The 8372-nt window shown below is 65.0% G+C and carries 10 protein-coding genes and 1 pseudogene; 5 read left to right on the top strand and 6 right to left on the bottom strand.

Going from position 1 to position 8372, the window contains the following annotated elements:
* The 4 genes from JOZ76_RS13595 to JOZ76_RS13580 form a co-directional block, all read right to left on the bottom strand.
* Positions 1-413, bottom strand: a 413-nt coding sequence (locus tag JOZ76_RS13595; protein ID WP_291699142.1) for an iron-containing alcohol dehydrogenase, incomplete at its 3' end; no start/stop codon positions are given.
* 22 nt (positions 414-435) lie between these two features.
* The gene (gene pdxA, locus JOZ76_RS13590; protein ID WP_291699141.1) at positions 436-1467 is read right to left on the bottom strand and encodes a 4-hydroxythreonine-4-phosphate dehydrogenase PdxA; all 1032 of its coding nucleotides are present in this window, start codon (positions 1465-1467) and stop codon (positions 436-438) included.
* A complete protein-coding gene (locus JOZ76_RS13585; RefSeq protein ID WP_291699140.1) occupies positions 1464-2576 on the bottom strand; it encodes a four-carbon acid sugar kinase family protein in 1113 nt (370 codons plus the stop codon). The genes pdxA and JOZ76_RS13585 overlap by 4 nt, the downstream gene beginning before the upstream one ends.
* Before the next feature lie 113 nt (positions 2577-2689).
* The gene (locus tag JOZ76_RS13580; protein ID WP_291699139.1) at positions 2690-3589 is read right to left on the bottom strand and encodes a dihydrodipicolinate synthase family protein; all 900 of its coding nucleotides are present in this window, start codon (positions 3587-3589) and stop codon (positions 2690-2692) included.
* A gap of 159 nt (positions 3590-3748) precedes the next feature.
* Here JOZ76_RS13580 and JOZ76_RS13575 point away from each other — a divergent pair, with 159 nt between their 5' ends.
* Positions 3749-4543 (top strand): IclR family transcriptional regulator, encoded by a 795-nt coding sequence (locus JOZ76_RS13575; protein WP_291699138.1) that lies wholly within the window; start codon positions 3749-3751, stop codon positions 4541-4543.
* Between the two features lie 276 nt (positions 4544-4819).
* Here the strand turns inward: JOZ76_RS13575 and JOZ76_RS13570 are convergent, their stop codons facing one another.
* Positions 4820-4942 carry a hypothetical protein gene (locus JOZ76_RS13570; RefSeq protein ID WP_291699137.1) on the bottom strand — a complete coding sequence of 41 codons (123 nt, stop codon included), beginning with the start codon at positions 4940-4942 and terminating at the stop codon, positions 4820-4822.
* Between the two features lie 66 nt (positions 4943-5008).
* On the opposite strand from JOZ76_RS13570, the gene JOZ76_RS13565 reads away from it, so the two are divergent.
* Genes JOZ76_RS13565 through JOZ76_RS13550 form a run of 4 tightly spaced genes read left to right on the top strand, consistent with a single transcriptional unit; the run spans position 5009 to position 8082 of the window.
* Positions 5009-5821, top strand: a complete 813-nt coding sequence (locus JOZ76_RS13565; protein ID WP_291699136.1) for a sodium:solute symporter family transporter — start codon at positions 5009-5011, stop codon at positions 5819-5821.
* Between the two features lie 2 nt (positions 5822-5823).
* A complete protein-coding gene (locus tag JOZ76_RS13560) occupies positions 5824-6204 on the top strand; it encodes a hypothetical protein (RefSeq protein ID WP_291699135.1) in 381 nt (126 codons plus the stop codon).
* The gene (locus JOZ76_RS13555) at positions 6204-7397 is read left to right on the top strand and encodes a sialidase family protein (protein WP_291699134.1); all 1194 of its coding nucleotides are present in this window, start codon (positions 6204-6206) and stop codon (positions 7395-7397) included. Before JOZ76_RS13560 ends, JOZ76_RS13555 begins: the two co-directional genes overlap by 1 nt.
* A 13-nt stretch (positions 7398-7410) precedes the next feature.
* Positions 7411-8082 (top strand): SDR family NAD(P)-dependent oxidoreductase, encoded by a 672-nt coding sequence (locus JOZ76_RS13550; RefSeq protein WP_291699143.1) that lies wholly within the window; start codon positions 7411-7413, stop codon positions 8080-8082.
* An 87-nt stretch (positions 8083-8169) separates the two neighbouring features.
* Here JOZ76_RS13550 and JOZ76_RS13545 read toward each other — a convergent pair.
* Positions 8170-8372 (bottom strand): annotated as a pseudogene (locus JOZ76_RS13545) (hypothetical protein); the annotation flags it as partial.

Here is an 8372-nt window from a genome sequence, read left to right as displayed (position 1 = left end):
CCGGAGGTCGTCGGAACCTGCACCAGCGCGACCGCGCGGCCCGCAATCTTGTCGACACCGACGACATCGGCGAGTGTCGGGCTGCCGGTGCACAGCACCGCGACCAGTTTTGCGAGATCCATGGCGCTGCCGCCGCCGAAGCCGATCACGAGGTCCGGTCGCGCCGTCCGCGCCACCGCGAGCGCCTTTTCCAGATTCGGAATATCCGGCTCCGGCTTGACCTCGCCGAACACGCTCAGATCTCCAGGCAGCGCGAGCACATCGACGCGCGCCGCGTTGAACGCATCGGCAATCACCAGCGGTCGTTTTGCATTCTTCGCTTTTGCGAACCGCGCGACCGCCGCGATGGTGCCGGATCCGAACTCGATGGTTTCGGGGCGGATGATCTGGATCGGCGTCGACAGACTGTTCATCGTTCCTGTTCCCAAAAATCGCTCAGGGGCGCGCGGCGCCAGCGGCCAGACGCTCGGCATATTCGATCGCCTCGATCAGGCTGCGCTCGTTGGCAATACCCTTGCCGGCAATATCGAAGGCCGTGCCGTGATCGACCGAGGTGCGGATGATCGGCAGGCCCAGCGTGATGTTGACGCCGGACAGTTCCTGCCAGCGGCCGGTCGCGGGATCGACTTCGAAGCCCAGCAGCTTGACCGGGATGTGGCCCTGATCGTGATACATGGCGATTACGGCGTCGTACTGGCCGGCGCGCAATTTCACGAAGACGGTATCACCGGGCACCGGCCCGACCACGTTCAGGCCATCCGCCACGGCCTTGGCGATGGTTGGCTCCGACACGTCGATGTCCTGGCGACCGAACAGCCCGCCCTCGCCGGCATGCGGATTGAGCGCCGCGACCGCAATCTTCGGTCGCTTAAGACCAAGCCCGCGCAGCGCCTTGTCGGTGAGGTCGATGACGTAGCGCAGCCGCTCCGGGGTGAGCCGCTTCGGCACATCCTCAAGCGCGACATGGGTTGATACATGGCTGACGCGCATGTTGCCGTGCGCCAGCATCATGACGGAGCCTTTGACGCCGGTGAGCTCGGCCAGCATCTCGGTGTGGCCCGGATAATGATAGCCCGCCTTGTTGAGCGCCTCTTTATTCAACGGCGCGGTGACGATGCCGCCGATTCGCCCCGCCTGCGTCAGGCGCACGCCCTGCTCCACCGCCTTGAAGGCGAAGCGGCCGCCATCGGCCGTGAGCACGCCGGGGCGGATCGGCTCGCCCTCGCTATCTGCCTGCAGAAAACAGAGATTGGGCCAATCCGCATCCGCTGCATGCACTTCGGGAACGTCGAGCGCGGCTCCCAACTGAGTCGCCGCGTTCTTCAGCGCCACGCCGCTGCCGATGATCAGGAGCCGGAGGTCGCCGGCCTCGATGCGCGCACGCAGTTTTTCACAGGCCTTGATGATGATCTCCGGGCCGATCCCGGCGGGATCGCCCATGGTGATGGCGAGATGGCGATGCGTCATGTGTGGTGTCTTTCGGTGAGCAGATGATTTTCGTCAAGCAGCGTGCGCCACAAATCCGGGGCGCCGAAGGCGCCGGATTTCGAGATCACTTCGACGGCGGCCCAGCGCCCGCCCTGCAGGATCGAGCGTGGCAGTCCGGGCATGATGCGCCCGGTGACCCTTAGCGCACGCGCGCCGAGCGCGAGGCATAGCGCCTTCAAGGTCTCTCCGCCCGCGACGATCAGAGTGCCCGGCGGATCGAGTGCTGCCGCAAGTCCCGCAAGCGCGCGCGCGATCCGCGCGGCGGCTTCGCCACGCGACAGGCCGGGCGCGAGCTCAAACCTCACCAGCGCGACGCGGTCCGCTGCGAGCTTGCGGCTGATGGCGCCGGCGTTGTCGTACCCGGTCTCAGATAGCGCGACCACGGCCGAGCCGCAGGCTGCAAGCTGCGCGGCCGTCGTCGCCTGGTCCGAACCGAACAAGCCGAGAACAGGCTTGTTCAAGCGCGCCGCCGCGGATGCATCGCGGCCGCGCGCGAGTGCGCCGGCGAGCCCGCCGCTGCCGCACCACAGCACCGGCTGGTGCGCGCGGCGCCCGATGGCGACAATGCGGTCAAGATCCTCATCACTTTCGGCATCGAACACGTGAACGCCGGCGGTCAGCTCGGAATCGCACCGCCCCGGCCGCGCCGCGACACCGTTAGCCGCAAGCTGCGCCAGCAGCGTGTCGCCGACCGGCGACCAGCTGCCATCCTGCGCGCGCGCGTATTGCTGGCCATTGCGCGTCGAGCGCCCCTGATAGGCAAAGGCCGGGGCCACGATGCAGGACGTCCAGATCCCCGTGCGCAGGCAGGCGGCGAGCTCGGCCGCCCAGGCGCCGCGCAAAAGGCTGTCGACCTTCTTGTAGGCGATGGCCCCTTCGCGCAGCAGCGGCGCGAGCTTGCCGACGATCGCAACACTCTCCGCGCGGCCGCGCTCGCGGGTGCCGGTGTCGACCGCGATGCATGACGGAAGTTCTGAAGGCAAAGCGTCTTGCCATGTCACATCGAACGGTCCGCACAGGCCGACGAACTCGGCGGCCGTGTCCAGCGCACCGGTCAGGTCGTCGGCAAGAAGGCGGAGAGACGGCATGGACGGACTTGGCTCCTCTCGACCTTACGCGACCGCCTTGACGGACTCGGGAGGCGGCATTGCATCGTCCCGCGGACGCAGCGGCGCGATCTCGCCGACGATGACACGTCCATCTACGCCGGTTCCTGCGCCAGCGCGATGGCGAGCGCGTCGACATTCTCCGGCGGCAGCGGCAGCAAGGGCGGCCGCAGCCGGTGCCAGCCGGCACGGCCGGTCTCATGCGCCAGCAGAGCCTTCAGCGATGCGATCTGCGGGAACCGGGAGACGCGTTCGCGCGCCTTGATGATGCGCTGCTGCGCGGCCTCGAGCGCGGCATCGCCGTCGTTGAAATGGGCGAACACGTAGGCGAGGTCGCGCGCCACCAGATTGGACGTCGCAGTAATGCAGCCGGCGCCACCCTTCTTCAGGAGCGGCAGCAGCAGTGGATCAGCGCCAGCCAGCACGGCAAAATTCTCGAACGTCTCGATCATCGCGGCCATGTTGGCGAAGTCGCCGGAGGAATCCTTGATCCCGACGATGGTCTGCGGGTACTGCGCCTTCAGCCGCGCGATCACCGCGTGCGGGATCGGCTGATGCGACATCTGCGGGATATGGTAGAGCACGATGTTCAGGCGCGGATCGGCGACGCGCTGCACGACCTCGCTGTAGGATGCGTAGAGCCCCTCGTCGGTAATGTCCTTGTAGTAGAACGGCGGCAGCATCACCACGGTGTTGACGCCGAGCGAGAGCGCGTGCCGCGTGAGATCGACGGTATCGGTCAGCGCCGGCACACCGGTTCCCGGCAGGAGTTTTGATGGCGCAATTCCGGCGGCGACGGCGGCTTCGAGCAGCGCCTTGCGTTCGCCACCAGAGAAGGAGTTCGCCTCCCCGGTCGTCCCGAGCAGCGCGATGCCGTCACAGCCCTCACTCAGCAAATGCCGGCAGTGCTGGACGAAGGCGTCTTGGTCGGGCGAGAGATCGGCTTGCAGCGGCGTCAACGCCGCGCAAAATACACCTTTGGGCCTGATGTCCACGACGAAGCTCCTCCGCTGGCGTTCGGACCTCGATCCAAGCTTGATCGGAATCCGAACAGTTGTTGCAATTGTTGCTGAACTGATTAAGCTCTGCGGCCGCCGTCGTCAAGCGAGCAACGACTCGCGCCAGCGCCGGCCAGCTATGCGGAGGAACGAGCAATGGCCAAAACAACGGCGCCAGCCGACAATCCCAAGAATTTCGTGAATTCGGTCGCCAAGGCTTTTGCGGTGCTGAAGAGCTTTACGGCCGAGGAGTTCGAACTGACCATCACCGAGATCGCGGAGCGCGCCGGGATGGATCGTGGCACCACGTTTCGCCTGGTGCAGACGCTGGTGAAACTCGGCTACATCAATGCGATCGAGCCGAGCCGCCATTACCGTCTCAGCCTGAAATGTCTGGATCTCGGCTACACCGCCCTCTCCGCGGGCAATCTGCGCGGCCAGGCCGAACCGTTGCTGCGCGAACTGGTCCCGGCGTTCGGCGACGCCGCGTCGCTGGGCGTGCTCGATGGCAGCGACGTGGTCTATCTCGTACGCGCTAGCGCCGGGCTCGACCGCCACAAGGTCGATCGTCGGCCCGGCAGCCGCATCAAGGCATACGCCGCGGCGCTCGGTCACGTGCTGCTGGCCGGGCTTCCGAGGGACGAGCAGAAGGCGCGGCTGGAAGCGACCGAACGGGTCAAACTGTCGGAGCGGACCGTGACGGACCTGAAAACCCTGCTCGCGCGCCTGGATCAGGTACACAGACAAGGCTATGCCGTCTCGGACGGCGAAAACGCCTACGGCCTGCGCACGGTCGCGGCGCCGGTGTTCGGCAGTGACAAATCGGTCGTCGCCGGCATCAGCCTTACGATCGATGCCAGCCGCATGGATATCAAATCGTTCGAAAAGACCGCCGTGCCCAGGGTTCTCGGGGTCGCGAAGCTCCTGACGGGCGCGGCGCAGATGAGCTGACGGGTGCCGCTACAGCGACCTGGAACGCTGCTGAAATCATCCACTGGAAGAAGAGCGCCGGCATCGGCGAATAGCCGCCATGCCGGCGCGCGCGCTTGACGGAGGGGCCGCAAAAGAGTTTGATTAGCCTTAACAACAAATGTTCGCATTCCGATCAAACGGATTCGCCACGAACGGCAGGCGCCGCCAGCGCAGCCTGCCTCGCAGGAGAGGAACCCTATCGATGCAAGCCATCCTCAATGGAGAGAGCGCGCTCGTCGTCACGATGATCGTCGCCTACATCGCGTTCACGTCATGGCTCACGATCAGATTGCGCAGCCGGACCAGCGAGCAGTTCATGACCGGCGCGCGGGCGATGCCGGCCGTCGTGGTCGGCGTTCTCATGATGTCGGAATTCATCGGCGCAAGTCGACGGTCGGGACCGCACAGGAAGCCTTTCAGTCGGGCATGGCGGCCGGATGGGCCGTGCTCGGCGCTTCAATCGGCTTTCTACTGTTCGGCCTGTTCATGGTGCGAAAGCTCTACGAGTCAGGCGAATACACCATCTCCGCCGCGATCGCGCAGAAATATGGCAAGTCGACCATGCTCACCGTCTCGGTGATCATGATCTACGCACTCCTGCTCGTGAATGTCGGCAACTATGTCAGCGGAGCGGCCGCCATCGCTACCGCGCTGCATGTCAGCCTGCCCCTGGCGATGTGCATCATCGCCGTGGTGAGCACGTTCTATTACGTGTTCGGCGGGCTCAAGGGCGTGGCCTGGGTCACGATCCTGCACAGCGCGATCAAGGTGATCGGCGTCTTCATCATCCTTTTCGTCGCGATGTCCCTGACCGGCGGGGTTGCGCCGATGCAGGCGAAACTGCCCGCGCATTATTTCACCTGGGACGGCAAGATCGGCTTCACCACCATCTTTGCCTGGACTTTCGGAACCGTCGGCGCGATCTTCTCGACACAGTTCATCGTGCAGGCGATTTCCTCGACGCCGAGTGCAAACGAGGCGCGCAAGGCGACGTTCTACGCCGCCGCGTTCTGCCTGCCGCTCGGCCTGGTCATTGCCCTGAGCGGCGTCGCCGCAAAATACCTCTATCCCGACATGAACAGCCTGTACGCGCTGCCGGTGTTCTTGGAAAAGATGCCGCCGCTCGCCTCGGCGTTCGTGACGACGTCGCTGGTCGCCTCGATTTTCGTCAGCGTCTGCACGGTGGCGCTGGCGATCGCCTCGCTGGTCGTCCGCGACTTCTATGTTCCCAATTGGAAGCCAACGAGCGGGAGCTGAAGATGACCCGCCTGTTCTCGGTTCTGATCGGTGTCCTACCGCTCGTCTTCGTGTTCTTCGTTCCGGAGATCCTGAAACTTTCGTTCTTCACCCGCGCGCTGCGGCTATCGATCACCATGGTCGCGATGATGGGCTTCTATTTGCCGCTGTTTTCCTCCAACCGCGGCGCGACAATCGGTCTGATCGGCGCGGCGATCTCGACGACCGTCTGGTATTTGCTCGGAAACCCGTTCGGCATCGACAACATGTATGTCGCCGCACTGACCCCGCTCGTCGTCATGGCGATCGAGCGGCTCGTCCATCACGGCGCCCGCACCGCTGCGATCGCGCAGACGGATGACGCTGCCACACAGTCGAAAGCCTTCGCCGAGAGGACATCCTGATGACGATCGAGACCGACGCCATGGCCGACGGATGCGTCCGCCGCTCTAGCGGCGATGCTGACCGGTTCGACGCCTTCATTCCGTCGCCCTGCGTGCAGAATCACGCGGCCAATCTGATGCCACTCGCAAACGGCGATCTCGGCTGCGTCTGGTTCGGCGGCACGCAGGAGGGCATGGCGGACATCTCCGTGTATTTTTCGCGACTTGCGAGCGGGTCGGCGCAGTGGTCGCCTGCCGAAAAACTGTCCGATGACCCGACGCGATCGGAGCAGAATCCGGTCCTGTTCCCTGCCCCCGACGGCACGTTATGGCTGATGTGGACCGCCCAGATCTCCGGCAATCAGGACACCGCTATGGTCCGCAGGCGCCTCTCCCGCGACAACGGCCGCAGCTGGGGACCGATCGAGACGCTGTTTCCGCCTCAGCAGGGCCACGGCACCTTCATCCGGCAGCCGATCGTGGTGCTCGACAATGGCGACTGGCTCCTGCCGGTGTTCTATTGTCAGAGTTCGCCGGGCAGCAAATGGAATGGCGACGACGACACCAGCGCCGTCAAAATCTCATCCGACGCCGGTCGGACATGGACCGACGTCGAGGTCCCCGGCAGTCGCGGCTGCGTGCATATGTGCATCGATCGGCTTGCTGACGGCAGCCTGCTGGCCCTGTTCCGCAGCCGCTGGGCAGACAACATCTATCAAAGCCGTTCGACCGATCACGGCCGCACCTGGTCGGCGCCGACCGCCACGGCGCTTCCGAACAACAACTCCTCGATCCAGTTCACGCGGCTCGCGAACGGGCATCTCGCGCTGGTCTTCAACGACCGCAGCGCTGCCGACGCCACCGACCGCCGTCAGTCGCTTTATGACGAGATCGAGGACGATCTGGCGCCCTCCGTGGCCGGTGACGCGGCGGTCCGGGAGGGACGCACCGCATTCTGGGGCGCGCCGCGAGCGCCGATGACACTCGCCATCTCCAGGGATAGCGGGCAGAGCTGGAGCAAACGCAACGTCGAAGTCGGCGACGGCTATTGCATGACCAACAATTCGCGGGACCGGACCAATCGCGAATTGTCGTATCCGTCGGTCAAGCAGACCGCTGATGGGGCATTGCACATTGCGTTCACCTTCCACCGCCGGGCGATCAAATATGTGCGCGTCATGGAAGCATGGGTCGAGCACGCCGTAACGGAGTGAGATCGTGAATGCGATGCCCCACGCACTCGTCACCGGCGCCAGCTCAGGCATTGGAGCTGCGATCGTCGAACGGCTTCTGCGTGAGGGCTGGCAGGTCACCGGCATCAGCCGCAGGCCTGCGACGTTCGCCAATCCGTCGTTTCAGCATCTGGCGCTCGACCTGAACGACGTCGGTGCCATTGCAGGCGCGCTCGCCGAGATCACGCCGACCGCGCTCGTTCACGCCGCGAGATTTCTCAGAGTAGGCCGGCTCGGTTTACTCAGCCCCGACGACGGCGCCGCCATGTGGCGGCTTCATGTCGATGCCGCCGAGCGCCTCGCCAACCTGTTCGCTCCGCGCCTGCCAAAGGGGGGCCGGATCGTCCTCATTGGCAGCCGCACCGCCGCCGGCGCAGCTGGGCGCGGCCAATACGCCGCGTCCAAGGCAGCGCTCGTTGCCATGGCGCGGTCCTGGGCAGCCGAGCTCGCACCGCGCGGCATCACGGTCAATGTCGTCGCACCCGCCGCGACCGAGACGCCCATGCTGAATGATCCGTCGCGCGGCGATGTCCCGCCAAAACTGCCGCCAATCGGCCGCTTCATCCGCCCCGACGAGATCGCTGCCGCAGTCGGCTTTCTTCTATCACCCGAGGCCGGGGCCATCACCGGACAGCAACTCGTCATCTGTGGCGGCAGTTCGCTCTGAAGCGCCTTGCGGCTTTGTCGGTCGCGCACCGAGCTTGTCCTGCGCGAGAACCCGCCGTGACGCCTTTACTTGCGGTCAAAGGCGTCCTTACCTCGCAAAGGTGGACTCGCCTTCGACGGGAGCAACCGGATCCAGTTCCTCCTGCTCCAACCACTTGGCGTTTTCGCGTTCCAGGTAGGCGATGAGCTCTGATATCGCCGAATTCTCCGCTCGCCTTTGCGGCCGAACTGCTTCCTTGGGAACTCTTCCAAACTGCTCGGCGAGATCGGACGCCATCAAATGTGGTCGCA

The sequence above is a fragment of the Bradyrhizobium sp. genome (assembly GCF_019244115.1).
Lineage (GTDB): Bacteria > Pseudomonadota > Alphaproteobacteria > Rhizobiales > Xanthobacteraceae > Bradyrhizobium.
This window is presented reverse-complemented; position numbering and strand designations above follow the sequence as displayed.